This is a genomic window from Microvirga sp. 3-52 (assembly GCF_018383585.1).
Lineage (GTDB): Bacteria > Pseudomonadota > Alphaproteobacteria > Rhizobiales > Beijerinckiaceae > Microvirga.
On record NZ_JAHAMK010000009.1, the window covers coordinates 69,309 to 94,936 of the forward strand.

The 25,628-nt window shown below is 65.4% G+C and carries 19 protein-coding genes; 18 read left to right on the plus strand and 1 reads right to left on the minus strand.

What is annotated here, in order from left to right:
* Window positions 1–15 precede the first annotated feature (15 nt).
* The 4 genes from KHP60_RS09630 to KHP60_RS25140 are packed head-to-tail and all read left to right on the plus strand — an operon-like array spanning window position 16 to window position 6,017.
* The gene (locus tag KHP60_RS09630; RefSeq protein ID WP_213563681.1) at window positions 16–777 is read left to right on the plus strand and encodes a TnsA endonuclease N-terminal domain-containing protein; all 762 of its coding nucleotides are present in this window, start codon (window positions 16–18) and stop codon (window positions 775–777) included.
* 13 nt (window positions 778–790) lie between these two features.
* Window positions 791–2,965, plus strand: a complete 2,175-nt coding sequence (locus tag KHP60_RS09635) for a Mu transposase C-terminal domain-containing protein (RefSeq protein WP_213563682.1) — start codon at window positions 791–793, stop codon at window positions 2,963–2,965.
* Between the two features lie 2 nt (window positions 2,966–2,967).
* On the plus strand, window positions 2,968–4,116 hold the full coding sequence (locus tag KHP60_RS09640) for an ATP-binding protein (RefSeq protein ID WP_213563683.1): 1,149 nt from the start codon (window positions 2,968–2,970) through the stop codon (window positions 4,114–4,116).
* Window positions 4,113–6,017, plus strand: coding sequence for a TniQ family protein (locus tag KHP60_RS25140; RefSeq protein ID WP_249688666.1), 1,905 nt, complete (start codon window positions 4,113–4,115; stop codon window positions 6,015–6,017). Before KHP60_RS09640 ends, KHP60_RS25140 begins: the two co-directional genes overlap by 4 nt.
* 439 nt (window positions 6,018–6,456) lie before the next feature.
* On the opposite strand, the gene KHP60_RS09645 is transcribed toward KHP60_RS25140, so the two are convergent.
* Window positions 6,457–6,828, minus strand: coding sequence for a hypothetical protein (locus tag KHP60_RS09645; protein ID WP_213563684.1), 372 nt, complete (start codon window positions 6,826–6,828; stop codon window positions 6,457–6,459).
* A gap of 404 nt (window positions 6,829–7,232) precedes the next feature.
* Between KHP60_RS09645 and KHP60_RS09650 the strand changes: the two genes are divergently transcribed.
* From KHP60_RS09650 to KHP60_RS09715, 14 genes are all read left to right on the plus strand, one after another.
* On the plus strand, window positions 7,233–8,021 hold the full coding sequence (locus KHP60_RS09650) for an RNA polymerase sigma factor (protein WP_213563685.1): 789 nt from the start codon (window positions 7,233–7,235) through the stop codon (window positions 8,019–8,021).
* On the plus strand, window positions 8,018–8,620 hold the full coding sequence (locus tag KHP60_RS09655) for a hypothetical protein (RefSeq protein ID WP_213563686.1): 603 nt from the start codon (window positions 8,018–8,020) through the stop codon (window positions 8,618–8,620). The genes KHP60_RS09650 and KHP60_RS09655 overlap by 4 nt, the downstream gene beginning before the upstream one ends.
* 17 nt (window positions 8,621–8,637) lie before the next feature.
* The gene (locus KHP60_RS25145) at window positions 8,638–11,151 is read left to right on the plus strand and encodes a UvrD-helicase domain-containing protein (protein ID WP_249688662.1); all 2,514 of its coding nucleotides are present in this window, start codon (window positions 8,638–8,640) and stop codon (window positions 11,149–11,151) included.
* A complete protein-coding gene (locus KHP60_RS09670; protein WP_249688667.1) occupies window positions 11,042–12,163 on the plus strand; it encodes a PD-(D/E)XK nuclease family protein in 1,122 nt (373 codons plus the stop codon). Before KHP60_RS25145 ends, KHP60_RS09670 begins: the two co-directional genes overlap by 110 nt.
* A gap of 240 nt (window positions 12,164–12,403) precedes the next feature.
* Entirely contained in the window at window positions 12,404–13,288 is an 885-nt protein-coding gene (locus KHP60_RS09675; protein WP_213563688.1) for a multiubiquitin domain-containing protein, read from the plus strand.
* 1 nt (window position 13,289) lies between these two features.
* Window positions 13,290–14,690 (plus strand): ThiF family adenylyltransferase, encoded by a 1,401-nt coding sequence (locus KHP60_RS09680; RefSeq protein WP_213563689.1) that lies wholly within the window; start codon window positions 13,290–13,292, stop codon window positions 14,688–14,690.
* Between the two features lie 5 nt (window positions 14,691–14,695).
* A complete protein-coding gene (locus tag KHP60_RS25820; protein ID WP_409366270.1) occupies window positions 14,696–15,064 on the plus strand; it encodes a DUF6527 family protein in 369 nt (122 codons plus the stop codon).
* A 125-nt stretch (window positions 15,065–15,189) separates the two neighbouring features.
* On the plus strand, window positions 15,190–16,179 hold the full coding sequence (locus KHP60_RS09685) for a hypothetical protein (RefSeq protein WP_213563690.1): 990 nt from the start codon (window positions 15,190–15,192) through the stop codon (window positions 16,177–16,179).
* 345 nt (window positions 16,180–16,524) lie between these two features.
* Entirely contained in the window at window positions 16,525–17,163 is a 639-nt protein-coding gene (locus KHP60_RS09690; RefSeq protein ID WP_213563691.1) for a hypothetical protein, read from the plus strand.
* A 377-nt stretch (window positions 17,164–17,540) separates the two neighbouring features.
* On the plus strand, window positions 17,541–19,526 hold the full coding sequence (locus KHP60_RS09695; RefSeq protein ID WP_213563692.1) for an AAA family ATPase: 1,986 nt from the start codon (window positions 17,541–17,543) through the stop codon (window positions 19,524–19,526).
* Window positions 19,519–19,746 (plus strand): hypothetical protein, encoded by a 228-nt coding sequence (locus KHP60_RS09700; protein ID WP_213563693.1) that lies wholly within the window; start codon window positions 19,519–19,521, stop codon window positions 19,744–19,746. The genes KHP60_RS09695 and KHP60_RS09700 overlap by 8 nt, the downstream gene beginning before the upstream one ends.
* Window positions 19,747–20,206: 460 nt before the next feature.
* Window positions 20,207–21,583 carry a tyrosine-type recombinase/integrase gene (locus KHP60_RS09705; protein WP_213563694.1) on the plus strand — a complete coding sequence of 459 codons (1,377 nt, stop codon included), beginning with the start codon at window positions 20,207–20,209 and terminating at the stop codon, window positions 21,581–21,583.
* The gene (locus KHP60_RS09710; protein ID WP_213563695.1) at window positions 21,580–23,571 is read left to right on the plus strand and encodes a hypothetical protein; all 1,992 of its coding nucleotides are present in this window, start codon (window positions 21,580–21,582) and stop codon (window positions 23,569–23,571) included. Before KHP60_RS09705 ends, KHP60_RS09710 begins: the two co-directional genes overlap by 4 nt.
* Entirely contained in the window at window positions 23,549–25,624 is a 2,076-nt protein-coding gene (locus KHP60_RS09715; RefSeq protein ID WP_213563696.1) for an integrase, read from the plus strand. The genes KHP60_RS09710 and KHP60_RS09715 overlap by 23 nt, the downstream gene beginning before the upstream one ends.
* The last annotated feature ends 4 nt before the right edge of the window (window positions 25,625–25,628 follow it).

The window sequence follows — 25,628 nt, forward strand, 5'->3', positions numbered from 1 at the left end:
AACGGACGACGCACCATGAGCAGCAACGCACAGGATGCCTGCCCCCCGGACGGGGGCAGGCCAGGGCCGGCTCGTGCCGGCACGATGGCGCGCACGGAGAGGGTCTGGATCCCGCCGTCGGCCTCGAAGGCGAGCCGGCGGTCGCCCCTCAAGGGCAAGACCACCAGCTCCGTGAGGGGTTCCCTCGTCAACCCGGCGACCAACCGGGAGATGGTCTACGACAGCACGCTCGAGCGTGACCTGATCGGCATCGCGGTGACCAACCCCGACGTGGTCGCGGTGCGCGAGCAGCCGGCCCCGATCACGTACGTCGATGCCGACGGGCGCAGGCGCAGCCATACCCTCGATCTCGTCACCGACCTCCGTGGCGGCATCCGCCTCAACATCGCGGTGAAGCCGGCATCGAAGGTCAGGTCCAGCGGCATCGAGGAGACGCTCGGGCGCCTTCAGGCCCAGTCCGCACGCGGACCGAAGGAGCGCTTCGTCGTGCGGACCGGAGATCACATCACCCGTGACCGCGCGGCGGACGCGCGCCTGATCCTCAAGTCCCGCCGCATGCGTGACGAAACCGTCATCGCGGAGGTCGGTGCGGTCGCATCGACCCTGCGCGGCACCGTCCCGATCGCCGGCCTGATGGCAGCCTCCCGCAACGACGGCCACGGCTTCATGGCCGTGGTCGCCCTCATCGGAGACGGCGTGCTCGAGCACGCCGGACCCGGCCGCATCTCGCCCGCAAGCCGCGTGCGGCCCGTGCGCAAGCCCAGCAACACCCACTGAGAGGAGACCGACCATGACGAACCCGTTGCTTCCCGAGACCCCGAAGTCCCTCCCCGCCACGGCGGTGCCGCGTTACGCCCTCGAGCCCCACGCACGCTACGTCATCGACGGCGTGCTCGAACTGGCTGCGGTGTCCAGCGACGACCAGGGCCATGTCTTCCGCCGGGTCGACAACCCGAACCTGTGCGAGTCCTTCACGCACGCCGAGTTCGCGGAACTGCTCAAGGAGCGGATGAACATCATCCGCAACTACCACCGCTCCTCCGCTGCCGCGATCCGGCTCGAGGGGCCGGAGCGGCTCATCACCGAGCTCCCGCCGAAGCGTCGCGAGAGGCTCATCGCGCGCAAGGACACCTGCGACGCCTTCATTCGCGACGAGGCGGCCGGCAAGGTCACCCGCTCGGATCCGTCCATGAAGCCCTGGATCAGGGACTACGTGGCAGGCATCCTCCAGAAGGCGATCGAGCAGGGACGTTGCGGCAGCGACGACGTCATCGTGAAGCGTCCGCCGAGCCCGACGGCACTCCGCAAGTGGCTGCGCAAGTACGAGGCCTGCTGCTTCGATGCCATGGCCCTGCGCGACGGCTACGGGCGCAGCGGCAACCGCATGCCGCGCCTTGAGGTCGAGGAACGCAAGCTGATGCGCGAGATCGCGGAGGGCTACGCCAGCCGCCTCAAGCCGACCAAGGCCTCGCTCTATTGCGACCTGACCGAGGCCGTCCGGAAGAAGAACACCGAGCGCCGCAAGACGGGCGAGCGTCTCCTGAAGAAGCCGAGCCGGGCGGCGTTCGAGCGCGTGATCGCGGGGCTCGACCCGTTCATGGTCTGCGCGGGGCGCGAGGGCGAGGAGGCAGCGCGCAAGAAGTTCTTCATCGTCCGCGGTGGCCTCGACGTGTCCCGTCCGCTCGAGCGCGTGGAGATGGATGCCTGGAAGATTTCCCTCCACGTCATTCTCGAGGAGGCCGGCGTGTGGGCCCTCCTCTCCCCCGAGGTCAAGGAGACGGTGCTGCGTGCGCGGCTCTGGCTGTCGGTCGCCATCGACTGCTACACGCGCTGCGTCCTGGCCGCGCGCATCACCGACAGCAACACCTCCACGGCAGCCGTGTCGATGATCGCGATGGCCGTGGGAGACAAGGCGCGCTTCGCCGAGGCGGCCGGATGCGTGACCCCGTGGGACCAGTGCGGCACCATGGAGACCCTCGCGACGGACAACGACAAGGCCTACACCGCCTACGAGACCCGGGCGGCCGTGACCGACATGGGCAGCGAGATGCTGTTCCCGCCGGCCGGAACCCCGCAGAACCGGGCCCGCATCGAACGGTTCTTCCGCACCATCCACGAACAGCTCGTGGCCCTTTTCGAGGGGCGCACCTTCGAGAACGTGGTCGCCAAGGGCTACTACGAGGCCGAGGCCAACGCCGTGATCGACGCGGACGAGCTCGGCCGGGTGATCGTGCGCTGGATCGTGGACGTCTATCACAACACGCCGCACGAGGGCCTGGGCGGCGAGACGCCTCGCAACTGCTGGATCCGCACCACCCGCCTCCACCCGGTGCTGCCGCCCCCGGATCCGGACGTGTACCGCCACATCTTCGGCGTCACGGTCGAGCGCCGGATCACCAACACGGGCGTGCGGGTGCTGGGCCTCCATTACCAGTCCGAGGAACTCCAGCGCCTGCGCCGGGTCGCGCAGCAGAAGCCCGTGCTCGTGCGCATTGACGAGGGCGACCTCGGCTACGTGTCGGTGCGGACCAAGGACGGCTGGCTGACCGTGCCCTGCGTGAAGGCAGGCTTCGACGGTGTCGCGCTCGAGCACTGGATCGCGACCGAGCGTGCGCTGCGCCGTGAGCATGCCGCCATGGCGCGGCTCTCCGAGGGCGTCGTCCTCCAGGCGCTGGCCGACATCAAGGCCTTCTCCGCCTCGGCCACGCAACGTGCCGGCATCGCCTCCCCGATCATCACCTCCGCCGCGGTCGACCGCCTGGAGCATGGCGTGTTCCGGACCTTCTCGTTCGACCGCGGCCCGGCGGACGGTCCTGCCGTGTTCGATCCGGCGGAGTTCGGCGTCGAGGAAGTGACCACTCCTGTCGTCCGGGCCGAGCCCCAGGCGGACGACGGGCAGGACGAAGCTTCCGACGAGCCGGAAGGCCCCGCGTCGACCGACGACCACTACGGCATGGAGGACTGAGCATGGACACGATCACGACGAGCCACGACGGCGAGGATCCCGTCAGCCGGATGCGCCGGCTCCAGTCCGAGCGGCGCTCACGCGGCGGGGACGTGATGGCGGGCGTCCTCTCCGCCTACATCACCACGCCGCGGGACACGGCCCTCGAGGCCGAACTGGACGGTCTCATCGACAGCTTCCTGCTCACGCAGGAGGCCGCCTCCTCCGGCACTGCCCGGCAGGTCGGGCGGCTGCGCGAGGGACGCTCCCTGACGGTCACGGGACAGTCCGGTGCGGGCAAGACCCGGACGCTCGAGCGCCACTTCCACAGGCGCGAGGAGTTCGCCGGCTACGGCGACCCGGACTCCGACTGCGTCCTGGTTTCCGTGACGACCCCGTCGCCATGCACGCTGCGCCTGCTCGGCAACGAGATCCTCGCTGCGATCGGCAGCCCGGTCGAGCGCAGGCTCGACGAGAACGTCGTCTGGGACATGGTCCATCGCAACCTGGCCCTGCGCGGCGTGCGCTTCCTGCACATCGACGAGCTCCAGCACGTGCTCCAGAGCCGGAACCCGGTCGAGATCGGCAAGGTGCAGGACACCCTGAAGCGCCTGATGCAGAACAAGGACTGGCCCGTGTGGCTCATCCTCTCGGGCCTGCCGGAAATCGGGCGCTTCTTCGCGCAGGACGAGCAGGTCTGGCGGCGCTCCCGGCACGTGGTGTTCGGCGACCTGACCCTCGAGGGCGACGCCGATCTCGTCCGTCGCCTCCTGACCGACTACGGCAAGGGCAAGGCCAAGCTGACGCTCGATGGGGTGACCGACGAACCGTTCATCGCGCGGCTCCTGCACGCGGCGCTCGGCCGGTTCGGGATCGTGATCGAGATCATCCAGGACGCGATCCGGGAGTCGCTCCGGAAGGAGACGGGCACCCTCGCGGTCACGCACTTCGCCGATGCCTACAAGGCCAGGACCGGGTGCCAGCCGGAGGCGAACGTGTTCACGGCCCAGGGTGACTGGTGGCTCATCCGGCCGCAGGAAGGCCTGGTGCGGGAGGAGCCGCAGGAAGAGGACGGGGACGAAGAGGAGGACGACAAGCCCCGCAGGGGCAGGAAGAGCAGGAAGGCCGGGAAGTCCCGGAAGACCCAACCCCGCGACAGGAGGAACCCATGAGAGCACTGCACCCATCCCTGACCGTGCGTCTGCGCCCCGGCATCACCCCGCCGAGCCATTGCTCGCGCAACGCCCTCCTCCTCGGGCGCACGGTGCGCGCGTTCTGCCTCGACCGCGGCCTGTCCTTCCAAGGCATCGTCGACGGCGATCCGGCCGCACTGGAGGCGCTGGCCCATTGCACCCGCGCCGATGTCCCGGCCCTCAAGGCAGGGGCCATCACGCGCATCGGGGAGCGGCGCTACCGCATCGGTGGTCAGGAGCTCGTGCAGGACAGCCTGAGCCGAAAGGCCGTGCGGGTCTGTCCCCACTGCATCACGGCCGACCTCGTGGAAAGCGACGAACCCTTGGAGGTGCGCCCCTACGGCCGCACGGCATGGCTGATCGGGTCCATCCGTACGTGCCCTGAGCACGGGAGCGGCCTTGTTGCGGTGGCCGAGGACGACCACCCCCGGCGCATCCATGACTTCTCTGTCCTGGTCCAACCTTCCCTGCCCAGGATCGGTCATCTCGCCGACACGGCCCCGAGGCGGCGTGCCTCGGCTTTCGAGCGCTACCTGCTGGCCCGTTGCGAGGGACGGGAGACGGAGAACGTGCCCTTCCTCGCCGCACTGCCGTTCTACGCCGCCGCCAAGGCGTGCGAGGTGATCGGCGCGGTCGCGATGCACGGCATCCGCTTCCGGACGGACCGCCTCTCCGACTCCGAGTGGCACGAGGCCGGGGCCGCGGGGTTCGTGATCGCATCGGGTGGGGAGGACGGCATCCGCACGTTCCTTTCCGCTCTCCAAGGCCAAGGCCGCTTCGCAGCGACCAAGGGCGACTGGGGTCCGCGCGTGGTGTTCGGCCGCCTGTACGAGTGGCTCGCGCACGAGTCCGAGGACGCGGCCTACGACCCGCTGCGCGACATCATCCGGCGGCACGTGATCGAGACGATGCCGGTCGGCCCCGGCGACGCCGTCTTCGGGCGCGAGGTGACGGTGCGCCGCCTTCACTCCGTGCGCTCCGCGTCGCTCGAGACGGGCGCGCACCCCAAGCGGCTGCGCAAGCTCCTCCACGCCGCCGGTCACGTTCCGGAGCAGGCCTTGGCCCTCTCCGACGAGCGCATCACGTTCGACGCCGCGAAGGCGCGGGGCTTCCTCGAGCGCGTGTCGGAGACGATGTCCCTCAAGCAGGCGGGCGAGCACCTGAACGCGCCGCGCCCGCACGAGCGGCTGCTGTTCGAGGCGGGGTTCATCGAGCCGTTCGTCCTCGGCGGGACCGAGACCCTCAAGGACCACGCCTTCGCGCGGCGCGACCTCGACGCCTTCCTCGGGCGGCTGCTGGCCGACGCGTCCGAGGCCGATGCCGGGGACGGCAGGCTCATGCCGATCCCGACGGCGGCCAAGTGGGCTTGCTGCTCGGCGATGGAGATCGTGCGGCTGATCCTCGACCGGAAGCTCGCGCGGGTCGGGCGGCGGACCGATGCCGCAGGGTACCTGTCGGTGCTGGTCGATCCCACGGAGGTGCAGCCTTTCGTGCAGGGACAGGCGGACGGCAGTCTCTCCCTGCGCGAGGTCGAGCAACGGCTCGGCACCACCACACGGGTGGTGAAGGCCCTGATCGAGCACGGGCACCTGCCCTCGCGCGTCGAGGTCAATCCCGTGAACCGCTGCCCCCGGCAGGTCGTGAGGCAGGACGACCTCGATGCCTTCATGGGCCGATACGTCACGCTGCACGTCGCCGCGAAGGAGCAAGGGGTCCACCACATGCGGCTGAAGTCGGCGCTGGAGGTGGCGGGCATCGGGCCCGCGTTCGATCCGGCGACGGTTCACGCAACCTTCTACGACAGGAACGTCCTGTCGATGCCCCGAGCTTCTGCGCGCGCGAAGAGGACCTGGGGCCGCGAATCCTGTATGCCGCCGTGAAACAGGAAGGAGAAAGCGATGGCTATGGTAGGCGCAAGGGAAACGGAGAGCGGGACGGAGTATTTCGCTGCCTTCGGAGGATGGGCGTCCCCTTGAAGCTATCCGGGACTCGACGGGCTGCGCAAGGCCGTCGCTGAGTCCCACGCGTACCAGGAATGGTTGCTTCTGTTGAAAGGATCGGCAGACTTTGATCTGTTTTGGAGCACTTACTGGGGCAGGCAAAAGGCGGTTTGGGAAGAGTCTTGGCGCGATGAACCTTGGAATGAACTTTTGTCCGAGAACTTTCTGAAGGCGTCGGCAGACCTTCCCAAGGAACACGGAGTGACATTCAACCCGTTCGCGGAACAGGATGAATGGTATTCGTACTCCGTCGGCACTGGCGACGGGGCCACAAGCAACACTCCTCGCTTCGAAACGGCCAGGGCCGTGATTGAGTACCTCAATCGCCCCCAGCCGAAGCCGTGATCGATCTGTAACGTTTGGCTGCCGCAATTTCCTCGGAGGAGATGGCGGCAGGCACTCGCGGGACCCGTTTCCCAATCAGGTCTATCACGATGGGATGGTCGAGTTTGATTAGGCTCCCCTGGCCATGGATAGCCTCGATTTGGAAGGCGCCCTCGGCGTCTTCAATGATCCGGGCGTACTCCGCCCTGGTATCGGAATTGGCAGAGCTCGCAAGGCCGGCTCCGTAGCGTGAGATCTTGTTCTTGAGAATGGCGCAGCACCCGATCTCGAGCGAGAAACGGAGTGACTCCAGAAGCGCCTTCTCCTTTTTGAGCCGCCGTTCCGACCAATTGTCATCCGCACTCATCGATCGATCCCCTTGCGACAACCTACCCGATGAGCCTCGACGCAGAGATCGACCGGCACAAGCAACATCTCGACTGGCCTTGGTACGTTCCTGTTCTGACGGCAAAGTTGTCCTCACGGTGAGGCGAACTGATGCGTTGTAGGGTGAGGCGCTCTGACGGCTTGCAACGCCGCTCGGTTGAGGCAAACCAGATTCGGAAATCCTTATTTTGCAAGGCTTCTGGAGCGCGCGTGAGGCATCCTTTGGGGGCCTCTACACCGGCATATTCCGCCGGCCATCACCACGAGGCGAAGCTCGCCCAGTTGAGCCTTGCCTTCCACGAACGGTTAGTGTCCGGCCCTCCTCACCAGGGGGGCCGACACCCTGACCAAAACTGAGAGATTGAGAGGTGGAGTCTTTCCGCGATGGGGCTTCGTCCGCTGACCAAAACTCGGAGCACCGGGCAGCCCTATGAACGGCGTCCTGAGACCACAGCGCTCCTTCATGAACTCGCCGCCCTCGACCGTGAGACGATCCTGGAGCGCCTCCGTATCGGAGACCGCCGGAAGCCGGGATACATCTCGTCCGAGTGCCTCGTGTACCTCTTGCGGGAGGCTGGCCGCGACAACCGCAGCGAATGGTTCGCCAAGCTGTTCGGTATCCTGGACTGCCGGTTGCGGCATAACCTCGCCCACACAATTCGGTACGGCGCGGTGGGCGATGCGGAAACGGTCCGCGAGGAGGTGCGCTCCCGCTTCTTCGAGGTGCTGGCGCGAGGCTTGCGGAGCGAGCCAGAACGCCTCGACCCCTTCGAGGTGATGTTCGATGGCGCACTCGCAGCCCTGCGGCGGGACCTGTATGGCGCCGAACGGCGCCGGGATCTGCGCAAGGCCGAGCTAAATCCGCCGGATGATGAGGCGGCTCCAGCCTCGGCAGAAGATCCCTTCCGGCAGCCGGAGGCGGAGAACGCGCTTGGAATGACGACGGCCGAATACAAAATTTTCCGGGAACAGGCATTACGTTCGATTGACGTCTTACCCCACGACGAGCGCGAGCCCATCCGGCTCCTGCTCCAGGGGCACAAGATCGATGCCAAGGATCCTGATGAAATGACCATCGCCAAGATCTGTGACGTAAACGAACGGACCGTTCGCAACCGCATCAAGCGGGGCGTTGAGCGCCTCCGCGCCAGCCTTGAAGGGTCAGAGTCATGACCGGCCGGAACCTCCACCCAAGCCGTGAGGACGTCCTGATCGACTTCGCCACCCGGGAGGACCGCCTTGCGCCGGAGGTCCTCCGAGGCTTTGTCCAGCGTTTCCCCGAATATGAGGACGAACTCGTCGAACTCGCCCGGGATCTCGCGACACCGGAGTTTGACGCTGTTCCGGAATGCGGAGCCGTCGACGAGGCTCTGGCGAACGATGCGCTCACGCGTTTCTTCGAGGTCGATGCTCGACTGGCGGAACATACTGCGGGAACAGAGGTGTCGGATCCCTTTGCAGGCCTCGATAGAGCCGGTTGTCGGAGGGTGGCGGCCGAGCTCGGAGCCAACCTGCTCTTCATCGGACGCCTGCGGGACCGGTTGATCCGAAGCGAGGAGATGACAGCTGGCTTCCTCGCTCGGCTGGCCGAGTTGCTCGGCACGGGAGCCGCCGCTCTGGCCGAGTTCCTGGCGGGACCACCACGCGTGCCGGCGGGCCTCCGCTTCAAGGCGGATGGCAAACCGGAAGCCGCCACGAAGCAGGGCTTCCAGGAGGCGCTCGACGGCTCCGGGCTGAGCGATGAGCAAAAGCGGCACCTCGCTTCGCTCTAAGAACCTCGGGGGCCCGTATGGACGCGTTCGAAACCATCCGTCGAGAGGCCTCCCGCCGCCATCAAGCTGCCATCGCAGCCGGTGCCGATCCGTGGGACCCGCTGGCGCTCGTGGAGGCGGCCATCGCCGCAGAGGATATCGACCTGTCTTGGCTGGCGGCCGGCGATCCGGTCCTGCGGGGCGGGCGAGGTGTATTCGACCCGCAGCTCGGACTGATTGCGTGCGCCAGGGAGATGGCTCCTGCGGAGCGCGCCTTGTTGGCGGGCCATGAATTCGGCCACGCAATCGTGCACAAGCCGAGCGAGGTCGAGATTGATCATGAGATAGATCCCAGCCGACCTGCAGAAGGCGCCGCAAGTGGTGTCGAGAAGGTGGTGGACTATGGTCGCCGCGAGCGCCGCGAGGTCCAAGCCGACCTGTTCGCCCGCGAGCTTGCCTTGCCAAGAGAGCGGGTGCGCGAGCTCTTTCTGAACGATGGGCTGGGCGCGACCGAGATCGCCGAACGCTCCGGACTTCCCTTCGCGCTCGTCGCACAACAACTCCTTGACGCGCTGTTGCTGCCGGAGCAACCCGTCTCGACATCGGAGGACAGCCCGAGTCCGGGGCTCGATCCCAGCCAAGAAGCCGCCGCGAGCCATCAGGGTGCGCCGTTCCAGCTTCAGGCTGGTCCCGGGACGGGGAAGACGAAGACGCTTGTCGGGCGCATCGAGCGCCTCATCGATGCTGGGACCGACCCAGAAGAGATCCTGGTCCTGACCTTCTCGAACAAGGCGGCTGGCGAATTGATCGAGCGTCTCGCCCGTTCGGGACCGGATGCGTCGGCGGCCTGGATCGGGACCTTCCATGGCTTTGGCCTCGACATCCTGCGCCGGTTCCACGACCGGGAAGGTCTGCCCGACAATCCACCCTTGATCGACCGGGCCGCTGCGATTGCACTGCTCGAAGACCTCGTGCCGTCCCTGCCGCTGCGGCACTTCCGCAATCTCTACGATCCGACCTTGGACCTGGGCGACATGCTTTCGGCAATCTCCCGCGCCAAGGACGAGGTGGTGGGGCCGGGCGAGTACCGCCGGCTGGCAACCCACATGGCCATCGCCGCGCAGGCCGCTAGCGATGAGGAGGCAGCCATACGTGCGGCGAAGGCGATGGAGGTTGCTGCGGTCTACGAGCGGTATGACGCCGAATTGCGTCGAACCGGGCGCCTCGATTTCGGAGATCTCGTCCTGCGGCCCGCACTGCTACTGGAACGGGACGCAGAGGCGTTGACCGCACTCCGCGAGCGCCACCGCCACATCCTCGTCGATGAATATCAGGACGTGAACCGGGCGAGTGTCCGGTTGCTAAAGGCCCTCGCAGGATCCGGGGAGCGCCTCTGGGTCGTGGGGGACTCCCGCCAGTCGATCTATCGCTTCCGCGGCGCCTCGTCGGGAAACATGGCGCAGTTCCTCGACGACTTCCCAGGGGGTGTTCGCGCCCAGCTCACGGTGAACTACAGGTCAAGCAGCGAGGTGGTGTCCACCTTCGTTGGCTTCGCCGCCACCATGAAGGCGTCGGCGGGCGCGCTTGAGCTCGATCTTGCGGCCAACCGCGGCCCGGGGAGCGCGCAGCCTGAGTTGCGGCGGGTCACCCATCCCGGCGACGAGGCGGCGGCGGTGGCGGCCCGCATCCTCGAATTGAACGAGTCCGGGGTCGCATTCCGGGACCAAGCCGTCCTATGCCGGGGCAACGGAAGGCTTGCCGACGTCGCCGCCGAGTTGGAGGCCCGCGGGATCCCGGTCCTGTTCCTAGGCAACCTCTTCGAGCGTGAGGAGGTGCGAGACCTTTTGGCAATCCTATCGCTGTTAGTGGACCCGAACGCCTCGACCCTGCCACGGGTGGCGACGATGCCACGTTACGCGTTGCCGCTGCACGACCTCGCCATCGTCCAGCGGCATGTCGCCAAGGGCGTAGAGCCGCTGGCATGGCTGGCTTCGGCTCCGGCCCTCGTCGGACAGGCGAGCGCAGAGGCGCTCGCGCGCCTCCGCCGCGATCTAGAAGGGTTCGCAGCCGGGAGCGATCCCTGGTACGTCCTCTGCCGACTCTTGCTGGACAGAGGTGAGAGCATTAGGGCGCTTGCAGCCTCAGGCGCAGCGGCCGACCGGGTCCGCGGGATCGCCATCTGGCAGTTCCTGACCCATTGCCGGAGCCTTCCAGACGGCCTCGGCTTACCGATCCAACGTCTCCTCGACCGCNGCAGCGGCCGACCGGGTCCGCGGGATCGCCATCTGGCAGTTCCTGACCCATTGCCGGAGCCTTCCAGACGGCCTCGGCTTACCGATCCAACGTCTCCTCGACCGCGCCCGTCGGCTCGTCCTCCTATCAGAGGAGCGGGATCTGCGGCAGGTTCCGGCAGCGGCGGGCACCATGGATGCGGTGCGCCTCATGACCGTGCATGGCAGCAAAGGCCTGGAGTTCGAGGCCGTTCACGTGCCTGGCATGACCGTCACTGGTTTCCCTGGCCCGAACCGCCCACCCCGATGCCCACCTCCTGACGGGATGATCGCGGGTGCAGGCGGGATGACCGGTCTCGACGCGGTGAAGGCAGGGCACGAAGAAGAGGAGGAGTGCCTGTTCTTCGTCGCAATGTCGCGCGCCAAGCGGTATCTCACACTGTACGCCGCCGCGACACAGGCCGACGGAAAGAGGCGCAGCCCCTCACCATACATTGAAGTGCTTGGATCAGCGCTGGCGGCGGTCGATGAGCCAGCCCTGTTCCGCCCTTCGCGCCCCGACCCGGCAGAGGATCAGGTGGCGGTCGAGCGTGCCGAGCCTCTGGTGGTGACGGCCGAGCAGCTTTCGCTCTACGCGAAATGTCCGCGCCGCTTCTTCTACACGCACATCCTACGCTCTGCCGGCGGCCGGCGCTCGACGGCCTTCGTGGAAATGCATGATGTGGTCTACGACATCGTTGGTTGGCTGCGGGCCGGGCCGGAGCGCTGGCACCTACCGCTCACTGAAGTCGAGCAGCGTTACAATGAAGTTTGGGCCGAGAAGGGACCCACGGAAAACGGCTACGCGGAAGATTTCCGTCGGGCGGGCCTGGAGCTGGTCCAGGCGTTGATCCGGTCCCGGCAAGGTGCCCCGCATGCGCCAGTCTCCGATATTGAGCTCACGGCCGGAGCAGTACGGGTCGTCGTTCGGCCGGACGAAGTGCGCCAGTCTGGCAAAAGCGTTGTGCTTCGGCGGGTTCGAACGGGGCGTAAGGCTTCCGACGAGGAAGACGATATCATCTATGGCCTCTATCAGATTGCAGCCCGTCAATGGCACGGTGACGGGGCCGGCGTAGAGGCCATTCATCTGACCGACGACGCAGTGACGCCCATCGAGCTGAGGCCCCGCAAACTCGCCAACCGCGAGGCCAAGATGCAGGAGCTCACGTCGGCCATCGCCGCTGGCCACTTCCCGCGGCGCCCCAGCGACCGCGTGTGCCCCCGCTGCCCGCATTACGTGACCTGCGGGCCGGTTCCCGATGGGCGCTTGGTGATCCCCTCAGAACAGAAATGACCCGAGGCTTGCATTGCCGCTTGCACAGGCCCAATGCAAGCCTCAGCATTCCCCCTTTTTTCGCCCCCCACAAGGACTTCGGCCGTACGGTCGGACATCCCTCTGCGTTCAGAGCGAGCGTGAGCAAAAGATCAAAAAAGTTTTCATCCGGCTTTCCGGTCGAAGCGCGACCGTTCGATTGGCTTAGTGAAGGCGCGGGAATGGTCCCGGAAGCGCCTCGTCAAATCGATAGGTTACAAGATGAGCAAGCCGGACGAACATCCGCCCGAGAATTCAAAGCGGCCCAAGCTGGATAGCTTCGAGGTCAAGATTGGCGACGAGAACCTGAACTTCCGCACCGTCGGGATCGACGATCCCAAGCCCACGGGTCGGCAGATCCTGAAGGCGGCCGGTGCGCATCCGGTCGAGGAGTTCATCGCCTCCGCCCTGTTGCCGGATGGCACGCTTGAGGATCTCCGCCTCGACGAACTCTTCGACCTGCGAGATCGCGGGGTCGAGAAGGTCATCGTTATCCGCAGCGACCGTTCCTTCCGCCTCCTGATCGATGGCAAGGATCAGGAATGGGGCAAGCCCATGATCAGCGGGCTCGCGCTCAAGCGCCTCGTCGGCGTCAACCCCGCCACCCACGACGTGTACCAGGAAGTGCGCGGAGGCGACGACATCCTCATCCGCGACACCGACCTTGTCGACCTGAGCAAGCCCGGTGTGGAGAAGTTCTTCACCGCCATCGCGCAGACGACGGAGGGCCTCACGGCCCTCCCCCCGCGCGATGCAGCTTACTTGGAAAGCAGGGGGTTGCAGTATCAGGTCGTGCAGGAGGGGGCACAGTGGGCTGTCATCCTCCGCGCCTTTCCCCTTCCGGAAGGGAAGTTCGATGCCACCGAGGTGGATGTGTTGATCCAGCTGCCGCCGGGCTATCCCGACTGCGCGCCCGACATGTTCTACTGCCTCCCCTGGCTCAAGCTGATGCCGGCCCGTACCGAGCCCCGTGCCACCGAGGCGCGCCTCCAGTTCTGTGGTCAGATCTGGCAGCGCTGGTCTCGCCACAACTACGAGTGGCGCCCCGGCGTCGACGGCTTGCACACAATGGTCAAGCGCGTCGAGCGCGCTTTTGAGGCAGCGTGACATGCTCGATATGATCATCCTCGACGCGCACGAGGCGGAGCTTCGCGCTGCCCTCACCACGGCTGACGGCTCCGAAGCCGCGGCCTACCTCCTCTTCGGATCGGCGGAAATTGCTGCCGATCCCTGGACACAGGCGCCTCGCCGGCGGCTGGTGTCCCGCCGGGTCCTGTCGATCCCACCCGAGGACCTGATCTCCGCCTCCGGTGTCCACGTAACGTGGTCGACTCGGGGCTTCGTGAAGCTCCTCAAGCAGGCCGAGCAGGACGGCCTCATCGCTGCCATCGTGCATACCCACCCGGGCAGCACCGCGTTCTTTTCCGAGCAGGATGACCGGAACGAGCGCGATCTTCTCGGCATCGTGTCCAATCGGTCCGGCAATGGCCATTCCTTTGCAAGCGTCGTCCTCGGGGGAGACAGCAGCATCGCGGCCCGCCTATGGACGAGCCCAGGCACGATGGAACCCTGTCGCCGTGTGCTCGTCACCGGCAAGCGTATCTCCCTGCATGTCTCCAAAGAGACGGTGCATGCTCCCGAGAGTCTCGACCGTCAGGCCCGTCTTTTCGGACCGATGTTCAACCCCACCATTCGCGCGCTTCGCGTTGGCATCGTTGGCTGCGGCGGCACCGGCAGCCCGACAGCGATGATGCTCGCCAGGCTCGGCATCGGTGGCCTGCTCTTGGTGGATGATGATGTCATCGAGTTGACGAACCTCAATCGAGTGCATGGAGCCCGCAGGAGTGACGCTGAGGCAAGGACGCCCAAGGTCGAAGTCCTGGCACGCGAGATCCGCTCCGCCGACTTGGGCGTTGAGGTAGCGACGTTCCGTGGCTGGGTTGGCGATGCCGACGCCAGAGACGCGCTGCGCTCGTGCGACGTCATTTTCGGCTGCACGGACGATCATGATGGCCGGCTGTTCCTGAACCGGTTCGCCTACTTCTACGGCATCCCAGTCATCGACATGGGTCTTCGCATGATGCCGGCCCGCGAGGACAGGCCTTATGAAATGGCTGCGCGAGTGACGGTTGTGGCTCCCGGAACGCCCTGCCTCCTCTGCCGCGGACTTGTGGTTCCGCGTCTGGCTGCGGAGGAAGCCCTGCGCCGGACCGATCCTGCCGAGTATGAGCGGCGCAAGGCTGAGGCCTACGTCATGGGAGGTGGCGACCCGGCCCCGGCAGTCGTCACGTTCACGACGGAGACGGCCTGCATGGCGATCAACGAACTCCTGCAGGCCCTGACCTTGTTCCGGGGTGGCGAGGGCATGAAGCCTGAGCGCCGCCGGCGCTTTGACACGGTCGATGACCGCTCCACGACGGTCAAGCCCCGTATCGAATGCGAGATGTGCGCTGGGACTGGCGTTTGGGGGCTTGGGGACGTCGAGCCCTTCCTCCATCGGATGGGGTGACCGGTATGCGAAAGCTTCTGGTCACTCTCCTCAAGCGGCTTGGGTTTCCAGGCTTTGAGCTCCCTGTACGCCAAGTGTCGACCTATCCGTCCGACGCCGATATCGCGCCAGGCGAAATAGTGCATGTGGTGGATGCCGGGATCGAGAAATGGGCCTGCTTGAAGTGCCCAGGCGGGTGTGGGGCAGTGATCCCGCTCAATCTGAATCCCAAGCGGCGGCCGCGATGGAACATCGGCATGGATTGGTTTCGACGTCCTTCCGTCAAGCCATCGGTCCACCAGAAAAATGAATGCGGCTGCCATTTCTGGATCACCCGCGGTTCTGTGCAATGGTGCGCTGGCGGAAGGCCTGCTGTTGTCCACAGAAGGGAATGAGCCGGATCCATCTGCCTGACCATGACATGCCTTGAACCTCAGGCTATGACGCGGAGGCGCCCTGACCGTCTCCCGGACACGCACCCACTCCCCGCCCACTTCCAATATAAGTAACGGAAATGCCTGTGAAGCCGCTACTCGATACCAACTACATCTATGCTTGCCTGGATCCGAAAGACCGCGAAGCAGCAAACCTGAAGTCACTGCTGGGGACTGGACACGCCTGCATCTCAGATGTGTCTATCTCAGAGTGGATTATCCGCCAGGGACATCCTCAATGGGGGACGCTTGACTGCCTTAGGGAAGGACTCCGTCTCTTTCGTCAGCACCCTCTACAACGCCTGTCGTCGCCTTACGTGACACTGACCCAATCAGATTTGGACGCGGCGACAGACACACAATGCCTCGCTGCCATCGAGCCGCTTCACGCTTCTCTGACGAAACAGCGCATTGATATGGAGAGCCAATTCCTCAACTGGATGCTCAATGTCGCCTTGGCCGCATTCTGCTCGGGCATTGCTCATTCGCATGCAGGGTCCTCTGCGAGTTTCGCTCCACAGGCAGCGAAATTCCTTGAGGCATTGATCGGTGGAAATCAGCCATACATCAAGCAGACTGTCGAGCAGGCGGTACGAGCTGGTTACGCTACCGGCCAACATGACAAAGTTCTCAGCACGGCCATCAACGACGTAAGGACGGTTTTGGTCACTCTTGCGCGGGTCGAACTTGGTAAGATTGCTGGAGTCAATCTGTCTCTAGGCGACATCGAGCGGACATTTGATCTGGAGAAATTCCGCGCTTTCGTCAGAACCTCCGCCAAAAATGGCGACTATCTGCGGTTCCTGAACGCGGTTCGGGCGGACATGAAACTAAAGCCCGGTTCCAAGCATGAATACACCCTCCGGTACCTGTTTCATGCTCTTAGCTCTCCCCTTCTGGCGGGCGCGAACCATAAGAAGAATGACGTGAACGACGCCTTCGTTGTCGGACATCTAGAGGACCCTCAGGTAGTGATCCTGACCCGCGACACGAAGATGCAATCGGCGCTCGCCTCGCCCGATCTTCGGCCTTCAATGACGCCGACCGACGTGCTCGCCGCACTTGCGAAGCCGTAACCAACAGACCGTACCCTCCTCTTAAGTCAGAGATTATCCCTGAACGTATCAGGTAGCTGCGTCCCCGTGCGCAGAACAGCCCGCGGGCTGTTCTGCGACTATCGATAAAACACGAGTAGTTGGTGCCCACAGTTCGTTGGTTTTCACCTGGCTAGGCTAAGGGACAGAAGAGCTAGCTCTTTCTCGCCGTTGACATGGTCAAGCTTTTCGTTCTGTGTTTGTTCCTAGGCGTTAGCGCCGCAATCCACATATCCGCCGCGAGACGGCGAGCCTCCCCCAACACCCCGGGCGCCCTCGGCGCCCGGGCGCGCCGGGATTCGCCCAACGTTACGAGAGGTACACGTCATGAGTTCCTTTGCCCCACGGCTTCCCGCCTCACCGTTCGCCCGCTTCGAGGGGGTCAAGGCGGCCGACCCTATCAAGGTCCGCAACCGCGGCGTTCTTGATGCCCTGATCGTCGCTGCCCTTGACGAGACGGTGCGGGCCATCCTGCCCGCCGAGCCGGTCACTATCACGGTGGACGGCACCGCCATGCAGCACCTCCCCGACTTCCGGCTGCTGATGGCGGGCCAAGAGATCGTGATCGACATCCAGCGCCTGTCCCGGACCGGAGCCGACCACGGCCGGTTCGAGGCGGTTGCGGCGGCTTTAGCTGGTCGCGGCGTCTGGTACGAGCGACGCGAGCCGCCACAGGTTTTCGGCACACCCCTGTTGACAAACGCACGTGCGATCTGGGGCTGCCGCCGAACCGCCGTCTCGGCTGCCGACCAAGTGAGGGTGCTCGACCTTCTCAAGGCGTGGCCTGCACCGTTAGCCGAAGCGGCCCAGGCGGTGCGGGACGGCGACGGCATCACGGCCATCCTCGCCCTCGCCTGCCGCGACGTCCTCGTCCTCGACCTGCTTTCCGCCCCTCTGGGACCAGAGACCCGGGTCTGGCGGCGAGGTGTTCCCGTCCCGCTGCCCCCATCCGAAGGGGGTAATTGACAGGCTTCGCCCACGTTCCCTATTTGTTCAACTACGACTGCGGACCGAGTGCCATGACGCTGCACCATCGCTGGTCCACCCCGTAGCAGGGCTACGGCTTCCGGAGGCCGACGAGCGCTTCCCCGTCCCATCCACAAACAGTCCGGGCTGCCCGGATCGCGACGAGCCTTCCGCAAGGCCGCTGGACCTCATGGGTGTCCATCTGCGCTCGCATGGCCGAGCGCCGCTTCGTCTGCCGCCGGCTCCATGAGCTTGGGCCGGAGACCTGATCCCAAGCACAGGCCGGCAGCCTGCGTGGTGCCGCCTTCCATCAACTTGGCGAGGTCCGCCCGGCGCGCTCATGCGCGTCCGCCCAACCCGCCGCGCACGAGGCTGCCATGGACGAGACTGAACAGGCCACCACTATCACCGACTTCGACGATCTCCAGGAACTGCTGGAGGCACCGGCCCCACTGAAGCTCGGCCCCGGCGACCGGATCCCTCCCACCTGCACGCTTGGACGATATATCCTGGAGGCCGCCCTGACCCCTGCGATCCGGCGACGCCTCAGAGCCCCTGGCTCCCTGGCCGTGATCATTCAAGCACCGACCCCCGCTTGGGTCGGACCTCTCAGGGAAGCCGCAGCAGACCTGACCCGCTGGACCCAGGTCGTGGCCCGGGATGGCTCCGACCGCACCAGCCACAGGCCGGATAAGAGGAATTCGTGGATCGTGGATGCACTGACGGTGGGCGGCCGGGCTCTCGGCATCGCCGCGGCGCCGGACCGGCTGCTGCCATCGACGCTGACCGCCACCGCGGACATCTGGATCACCGTGCGGCCACCCTCGCCTGCCGTACTGCGACAGGCGATCAAGGCTGCGACGGGCACCCTGCCCCGCCAACTCCCCGATGGCCTGGGCGTCGGCCTGGATTTTCCGGAACTTTGCGTGGCCATAAGGTCCTCGACATCCGCTCGTTCGTGCATACGGAGATTGCAAGACGCCGCGGTCGCGCGGAACCTGGCCGACAAGTCCGTCGCCACGGCGGCTCCGATCTCGGAACTGCATGGATATGACGCGGTGATGCCATGGGCCACCGGCGTGATCCGCGACCTGCAGGCGTGGCGCAGGGGCGAAATCCCATTCGACAGCATCGACTCCCGGGTAGTCCTGGCGTCCGAGCCAGGCCTGGGCAAGACCAGCTTCGTCAGGTCGCTGGCGCGGTCTGCCCAACTGCCGCTCGTGGCCACAAGCATGAGCGCTTGGTTCACAGGGGGCCCTGGGTACTTGGACTCGGTTCTGCGACAGGCGGAAATTGCGTTCGCGGAAGCGGCGGCCTTGGCGTCGACAGGGCTCGGCGGCTCGCTCCTGCTGCTCGACGAGGTGGACGCCGTGCCCGACAGACGCGGCCTGGAGGATCGGAATCGTGCCTTCTGGACCACCGTGATCCAGCATCTTCTGACCATTCTGGATGGAAGCCAGCGCTCAACTCTCGATGGGGTGGTGATCGTTGGGGCGACCAACCACGGAAACCGATTGGACCCTGCGCTCATCAGGCCAGGGCGCCTTGGCCGCATAATTGAGATCGGTCGGCCTGATGTCGCCACGCTCGCCAGGATCCTCCGCTTCCATCTTGGGGATGATCTCAAGGGCGAGGACCTCTTCCCGCTTGCGGAACTGGGCGTCGGGGCGAGTGGTGCCGATGCCATGGCGTGGGTCAAGCGCGCCAGGCACAAAGCGCGCGCCGAGGAACGGGACTTGGTGCTCGCTGACCTTCTAGAGGAGATCGCGCCGCGTGACGCCCGTGCCACGGAAGACCTGTGGCGGGCCGCCGTCCACGAGGCGTGCCATGCGGTCGTGTCCCACGTGACCAATGATGGTGTGGTCCGGTCGATCTCCATCGTCGGGCAGGGGCGCAGCGGCGGGCAGACGGTCACGATGAGCCGGGACGTGGCGCTTTCGCGTGCGGCGGCCGAGCGACGCGTGATGACAGCGCTCGCCGGACATGTGGGCGAGACCGTGATCTGCGGCCAACCAACGTCGGGATCGAGCTCCGACCTGGCGATGGCTACCAAGATCCTGGTCGATGTCCACGCGGCGTACGGCTTGGGCGACACGCTGCTGCATCGGCCGACCGACAATGCGACATCGCTCCTCTTGATGGATCCATTATTGCGGCAGGCCGTGGAGGACGACCTTGCACGGCTCCGCGCCACCACGACGGATCTTCTCACCGAGCATCGGCCATTGATCGAGGAGCTCGCGCGCCTGCTCGTCAGCGAGCGCCAAATAGGGGCGAGGGCGTTCATCAGATTTGTCGAGGAGCATCTCCAAGGCCGTCGGGTACGGACGGACCGCGACCACCCGGAGGCCACCCATGGATGAGCTCCTGCTGCGCGTTCTGAGCCGGCTGGTCGGGATCCATGCCACGCTCGGACCCGACGTCTATCGCCAGGCTGGGCAGCGTGCATTGCTTGGGATTGCCGCCGCTGCCCATGTGGAAGCCGAACGCCGAGCAAGAGGTCCCTGCCCTAGCGGCACCGTTGTGAAATTCCCGCTCGCACGCACAAGGCGAAGCAGCATCACGGAAGACGGCGTCCCGTGACCCGGCTTAAAATTTTTTCTTCACGACACCCGCGGATGGTTATCGCAACGCGGAGAGCGGAAAAGCGACGAACTACAGACAACTGACTGATAGTTAGGGCAAAATTTCGTAGGATGGCAGACCAAGAAAAGGGCGATTCTCAGGAAGTCAATAAGACTCGACTCAACCAAACGAATTTGCTCAAAGCGAATTCGCGACTGCAACGACGGAGAGCCAAGACCGAAGAAACAGATCCAGAAACGACCGAGGGCACTCCGACGTGGCGTCGGAATGCCCCCTGAATCGATCCACTCCACTATGGCCTGAGAAACCGCGGAGTGGGTCACCATCCCAACCTCGGCGCATGCACGAGGCTCACGGGCGACGGCAGACAATGCACGACCGCGTGGATTCACGCAAGTGCGGTTTCGCCGTCCGTCCTGGGCCACCGGTCGCTCGCGCCTTGACCGAGAAACAGGATATGAAGGACAAGCCTTCTGCATTCCCTGCCGCCGCTGTGGCGGCCTCCCGTTCGGAGACCCATTGCCTCCGTCTCGCCGGGCCCTCGAAGCCCAAGATGTACATGCCCAAACTGGGGCGCCTGGTCGCGTTGCGCTTCGAGAGCGTTGCCCATGTGCCCGTGCTGTTCGACGGACAGGGTCGCTACTGCCGTGAGCACAACAGGTATCTGCGTGAAAGGGCCATAGGCGAGTGGAGCCCCAAGGCCGGCAGCACCCCTCTGGCTGGGGGCGAAGTACCAGCCCAGCGCACAATCGAGACGGTCGCCCGCCATCTGCTCGTCTTCATCGAATGGTGCGAGGCAAAAGCCCAGGACTGGCGAACCCTCACCTACAAGGATGGGGTCTTGTCCTTCCAATGCGACATGCACAAGGGCCGCTGGTCCCCAAGCGGCAAGGCGCTCCAAGGCTCAACAGCGAACCACCGCACCGATGAGGTGACAAGCTTCCTCAAGTGGGCGGCACACAATAAGCTCCGTCCCCCATTTACGGTGGCATACCGTGCCAGCACGCGGCGGATCCGGTCCGGTCAATCCGCACAGGAGAGTTCGGTCGAACTGAATTCCCGGGTCGGCCGCATCAAGACGTCCAAGTCCGCGTCTGTCGCAATCGTCGCGCAGCTCCCCAAGCCCGAGGCCGTCCGGGACTGGCTAGCCGCCGTACGTGCTAAGCGGGGCTACGCCAAGCACATGGCCTGCAGGTTCATCCTGGAGTCCGGCGCGCGCCGTGAGGAGACAGTGTCACTCAACCAAGGCCAGATCCCGTCGATGGAGGAGCTCCGGGCCCTCAAGTCGGACGGCAGACAGGCTGGGGCCGTCACCCTCACGCACACCAAGGGCGGGCGTCCGCGCACGATCCAAGTCAACATCGATTTCCTCATCGAACTGAGGGAGTGGATTGACGGGCGCCGCATGAAGCTGAGGATGCTGTGGACGAAGCGGACGCGGACACCCGCAAGCCACCTCCTCTTCCTGTCCGATGCGCGTGACCACGAAGGCACGCCGATCTCGGCGGAGACGCTCTACAAGTGTTTCCGGGATGTGAAGCCGCGCCCCCCTCGGTGGCATCCCCACTTCGGTCGGCATACGTACGCATGCTTCACGGTTCTCTACACCCTTGAACATGAAGCCAAGGCCGCAGGCCGCACCATGAGCGCCGACTGGGTGATGATGCGCGGATCGTGGTGCATGAAAACGTTGCAGCAGCAACTCGGGCATCTCAGCGAAACGACGACTGACCTGTACCTGCGATGGCTTGTGACCGCGGCCGGCATCGCGGAGGTGGCGCAAGGCTGGCACGAATTCCTCGCGGGCAAAACCAAATCCGGAGCCGCCTCGTGAACGCCTTCAACAGCACCACGGTATTCCAGGCGGGCGCACTTCGCTTCTGGATCCACCCTGACAGGGGCGCGGCTTACGAGATCGACCTCTCCGAATTCGCCTTCGGCGGGCGGAGGGATCACGTCGATCCGCGAGCCCGGGACAAGTGGAGCGGCGACTATCAAGGCCGGCGCCCCTTCGCCTATGAATTCGCCGAACACTTCCAACTCTCGCGTCCCCCGGAAGGTGACAAGCGGCAGATCCTGTCTTTCCTGCGGACACTCTTCCGGTTCTTGGACGAGATTGACCCGGGCCGACATGTCTCGGGGTGCTCCCAACTCGAAGACGGGCACGGCGCTCTCCTGCAGAGGTGGGCCGAGGCCCGTGGCCTCGGCGGGCAGGTCTACAAAGGGATCAAGGGCATCGTGGATGCCATGCGCGCCGCTCGGGACGAGGATCCCCTCTTCTGGCCCGCTCGGCACAGAGATGTGCTCGGTTACCGCGAGGACATCGATGAGAAGGGCGTCCAGCGTCTCTTCAATGCCTTCAAGAAAGAGGCAATGTCGATCAAGTCGATGTTCAGGGAGGGAGAGGTGCTGGCGGCTAGGGGCTCCGACCCGCGCGGAGAGGCAAGGCTGCCTAGCAGCGCCGATTGGGAGGCTCGTGAGAACCATGCGTGGCTCGTCCACGAACTGACACGTGAGCGCCTCCTTTACAAGGAGGAGGTGTATGCAAACCAAGGACAAGGGCTCAACAAGGCGAACGACCGAACGCTGAAGCACGACGGCCCAGAGTACCTAGCCCCCGGCATGGGAGTGCGTGGGCGCGAGGGCATCGTCGGAAAGCTCCGCTGGTTCCACCCCAGCTACCATGACACCGCGGTCTTCCTCTGGCTGTTTCTCCTCGGCACCGGCTGGAACCTGGCTACGGCTCTCGCGCTGGATGTCACGGCAGACAACGAGTGGTGCCAGGATCACCCCCAGAAGCCCGAGTTCAAGATCGTTCACTCCTACAAGGAGCGCGCCGACCGCCACGTGTTCGCGCTCTCCTTGGCGAAGCCTGAGTGGCATCCCTACCGGATCGTCCGTTTCATGATCGAGCGGACCGCGCCTATGCGCCGGACGGTCGAGCATCGTCTCGGAGAGGCGCGCGAGCGACACGACGCAGACCCCACCCCTGCCCGAGCCCGCGACGTCGCACGACTTGAGGCCGTGGCACGGAGCCCTTGGCTCTACCACGTCGTCAACAAGGTGGGCGAAGTGAGCTGCTTCGAAGGGCAGGACTGCGCTCGCCTCAACGAGATCGCGCGTGTTGTGGCAAAAGGGCATGGGCTCGCCGAGGAGCATCCGTCCCTTCTGAAAATGGCGACCGGCGACTCCCGTGACGCATGGATCGGGCACGCCTACGCCGCGTCCGGGTACGACATCCTCATCGCCAAGTTGGGGGCCCAGCACGCCGACACCCGCGTCCTGAGGCACTACCTGCGCCAGCGGCGCTATCGCGCCCACAGCGAGGCCGCCGTGAGGCGCGTGCAGGATGCCGCCTTTGCCGAGATCGCCACGGGGCGGAAGCTCGACCCGACCCGGTTGAGGATCCTCGTCGAGAAAGGCGAGATCACGGCAGAACAGGAAAGGAGGCTTTTGGACAAGCGACAGCGCACCCGCCTTGGCATGGGCTGCCTTGATCCGCGCAACCCGCCGCGCGAGGTGGCGCCCACCCATGTCGAAGGCTCCCTCTGCCGCGTGCAGCGCTGCACCGGGTGTGTCCACGGCCTGGTTTTTGAGGACAGCCTGGAGCCGCTCGCCCGGGCCCGTGCCGAACTCATCTTCATCAAGCGCACCTTCCCGCTGACCGCCTGGGCCGGGTCCTCATGGGAGGATGAGGAGCGTTCGCTTGACGCGACCCTGGCCGAGTTCGGCGCAGACCGTGTCGAGCCCCTGATCGATCATTTCCTTGGCAAACTCACCACCGGCGAGATCCAGCCCCATGACACCTATTCGAGCTACTGAGCACGTCGTGGACCGGGACGCCCCTTCCAGGTGGGCCTCCCGCCTCGATACAACCATCGGCAACTTCGGCTCGCTGGGTGCGCGCCCGTGGGCCGAGGTGAGCAAGATCGAGTTCCTGCCTAGTATTCGGGTCGGCGATCCGGAGTACGTGGTTCCGGAGAACTGGGTGCCACCGGGGCAGATGCGCCTCCTGAGCGTACGTACGCGTAAGCCCCGGATCGAAGCGGATGGTCTGCCCCATGTGGTCGCCGCCTGGGATGAGAGTATCCGTCGATCTCTGTTCGCACTCGCGCTCCCGCATCAGACCAAGAAGGGGGTGCGCCGCTACAAGCCCTCCACCTGGCTGACGAATACGGCCGTCCTGCTGCGCATGGCGACCTGGTCGGCTGCGAACCGCCCCTCCCCGGACGGACACCTGTGGTCGCATTTGACCCGATCCGATTGGGCAGCCCTTCGCACCGGCGTCTCAGGCTCAAGTTCGACCCAGAAGCTGGTCGGATCCCTTGCTGAGCGCCTGCAAAAGCTCGGGCTCCGCGGCGTGATCAGGGATTTTCCCACTTTCAGGGAGGATCCCGAACAACCGAGCGACGGTGGACCGGCTCGGGAAAAGTCGCGCCGGGGCCAGCCTGTCGCAACGCGGACGCAGAAGACGGAGCCCCGTTCATACCAGCCGTTCTCGGACGCGTTCGTGTCGGAGCTCATCCGGCGGGCCCGCTGGCTGCACGACAACCTCGCGCCGCAAATCCTGCAGTGCTGGGAGAGCCTTCGCGAGGCCACTGAGAGAGCGCGCAAAGCGAAACGGGCTTCATCCCATCCAAGCATCATCGAGGAGCGTCGCGCCATCATCGCCGGGATGGACTGGCACGATGCGGATGGGAGGCCCCTCACCCGACTTCCATGGCCAATCACCATTCGGGAAAGCAGGCGATCCATAACCACCGACGTCTGGCCGCCGAAGGATCCCTCGGCGATCAACATGATGGTCAGCCTGCTCCAGGCCCTGAACTTCTGTACCGCCAACTTTTGCGCCGGTGGCCGGTCGAGCGAGATCCTTGACGCCAACGACCAGTCGATTGGCGTCGATGGTGAGGGACGCTTGCGGGCGCGGACCTTCAAGCTGATCGATCAACTCGACGGACAGGCGCGGGACTGGCCTCTCCATCCTGCGGCCATGAAGGCCCTGTCCATCCAGCACGAGCTTGCGCGGATCGTCCGCCCAGGCGACGCCACGCACCTGTGGGTGCTTCTGAAGGAGGGCACGGGCCCGGCAGGGTCACCCTTGCACAACATCAACGAGGCGGTCATCCGCGCGGTCGAGGCGCTCGGGCTGACCCATGCGACGGGCGGCATCAGGCCCCACTCCCATCGGTGGCGACATACTGTGGCACGCATCGTAGCGCTGTCGCTTGTGGCGGCTCCGCAAGTCTTGATGGATCTGTTCGGCCACCGCGACCTGGAAATGACGCTTCGCTACATGCTGTCCCACCCGGAGATCGCCAGCGAAGTCAAACAGGTTGCCGAAGAAGTTGCCTACGCGCTCGCTGCGGAAGCACTCAAGGACGCGGAGAGCGGCAACGCGGGCGGCCCCGCCGCAGCTCCCCTGCAGATCGGTCTGGAGCGGCTGAAGATGAGGTGGGGAAAGGACGCCTTGGACGCAGACACCCTCGGCGAGGCCATCGACATCCTGACCTGCAACGAAAAGCCTTGGAGCATGGTCCGCCCGGGCGTTCTCTGCACGAAGGCCGTCGGGCAGTACGGTCCATGCACCCAGGGCCGCGGTTCCCCGGATCCTGGAGCCTGTCGGACGGATTGCGGCCACCGCCTAGAGATGGCGCGGGCAAAACACCAATGCGAAGGGGCGCTGACGGCCTTGCTAAACGAGCACGTGGCTGCGGCCGCCGAGGGCGAGGAACTGAGGGTCGCAAGCCTTGAGGGACAGATCCTCGCAACCCTGAAGAGGTGGGACGACGTCCGTGATCGATGCATCGCGCGCAACGAGACCGCCCGGCGGATCTGGGACACCCGCCAGGGCGCCCAGCACGAAACGGCGTGAGGGA

What these genes read in the sequence shown, in the direction of transcription:
- KHP60_RS09630 (WP_213563681.1), top strand. Translation starts at nt 16, where the DNA reads ATGAGCAGCAACGCACAGGATGCCTGCCCCCCGGACGGGGGCAGGCCA.
- KHP60_RS09635 (WP_213563682.1), top strand. Translation starts at nt 791, where the DNA reads ATGACGAACCCGTTGCTTCCCGAGACCCCGAAGTCCCTCCCCGCCACG.
- KHP60_RS09640 (WP_213563683.1), top strand. Translation starts at nt 2,968, where the DNA reads ATGGACACGATCACGACGAGCCACGACGGCGAGGATCCCGTCAGCCGG.
- KHP60_RS25140 (WP_249688666.1), top strand. Translation starts at nt 4,113, where the DNA reads ATGAGAGCACTGCACCCATCCCTGACCGTGCGTCTGCGCCCCGGCATC.
- KHP60_RS09645 (WP_213563684.1), bottom strand. Translation starts at nt 6,828, where the DNA reads ATGAGTGCGGATGACAATTGGTCGGAACGGCGGCTCAAAAAGGAGAAG.
- KHP60_RS09650 (WP_213563685.1), top strand. Translation starts at nt 7,233, where the DNA reads ATGGGGCTTCGTCCGCTGACCAAAACTCGGAGCACCGGGCAGCCCTAT.
- KHP60_RS09655 (WP_213563686.1), top strand. Translation starts at nt 8,018, where the DNA reads ATGACCGGCCGGAACCTCCACCCAAGCCGTGAGGACGTCCTGATCGAC.
- KHP60_RS09670 (WP_249688667.1), top strand. Translation starts at nt 11,042, where the DNA reads ATGACCGTGCATGGCAGCAAAGGCCTGGAGTTCGAGGCCGTTCACGTG.
- KHP60_RS09675 (WP_213563688.1), top strand. Translation starts at nt 12,404, where the DNA reads ATGAGCAAGCCGGACGAACATCCGCCCGAGAATTCAAAGCGGCCCAAG.
- KHP60_RS09680 (WP_213563689.1), top strand. Translation starts at nt 13,290, where the DNA reads ATGCTCGATATGATCATCCTCGACGCGCACGAGGCGGAGCTTCGCGCT.
- KHP60_RS25820 (WP_409366270.1), top strand. Translation starts at nt 14,696, where the DNA reads ATGCGAAAGCTTCTGGTCACTCTCCTCAAGCGGCTTGGGTTTCCAGGC.
- KHP60_RS09690 (WP_213563691.1), top strand. Translation starts at nt 16,525, where the DNA reads ATGAGTTCCTTTGCCCCACGGCTTCCCGCCTCACCGTTCGCCCGCTTC.
- KHP60_RS09695 (WP_213563692.1), top strand. Translation starts at nt 17,541, where the DNA reads ATGGACGAGACTGAACAGGCCACCACTATCACCGACTTCGACGATCTC.
- KHP60_RS09700 (WP_213563693.1), top strand. Translation starts at nt 19,519, where the DNA reads ATGGATGAGCTCCTGCTGCGCGTTCTGAGCCGGCTGGTCGGGATCCAT.
- KHP60_RS09705 (WP_213563694.1), top strand. Translation starts at nt 20,207, where the DNA reads ATGAAGGACAAGCCTTCTGCATTCCCTGCCGCCGCTGTGGCGGCCTCC.
- KHP60_RS09715 (WP_213563696.1), top strand. Translation starts at nt 23,549, where the DNA reads ATGACACCTATTCGAGCTACTGAGCACGTCGTGGACCGGGACGCCCCT.